Genomic DNA, 383 nt, shown 5'->3' on the forward strand with positions numbered 1-383 from the left:
ATGCTCCAATGTACCACCGTATAACCGAGAGAATGAGCAATTTTTAGAACGGTTTTGTTAAAATTTCCACCTGGAGGGCGCAGCAGCTCAACGTTTTTGACTCCCAATGTGTCAAACACTTTTTTGGCCATCATTAAATCTTGGCGAATTTTGGAACTCTCCAGTTCAGTGTAGTTCACAAATTGATACCCCATGCTGCCAATTTCATGCCCGTCTTCCTTGATCCGTTTCACAACGGACGGATGGCGTTCGGCCCATGAAGCAGATAAAAAAAAGGTTGCATTTTTGATACCGTGTTGTTTTAGGACATCTAAAATTTGCTCGGCATTTTCGTCTCCCCAGCTAATATCAAATGTTAAGGCCACTTGCCCACGGGCATTGTC

1 protein-coding gene is annotated in these 383 nt (G+C 43.6%); it reads right to left on the bottom strand.

Features of this window, described 5'->3' with window-relative positions:
- A partial coding sequence (locus tag ES017_RS15685) for a polysaccharide deacetylase family protein (RefSeq protein ID WP_171335320.1) occupies positions 1–383 on the bottom strand: 383 nt, incomplete at both ends.

This window comes from Anoxybacillus sp. EFIL (assembly GCF_013096955.1).
Lineage (GTDB): Bacteria > Bacillota > Bacilli > Bacillales > Anoxybacillaceae > Anoxybacillus > Anoxybacillus ayderensis.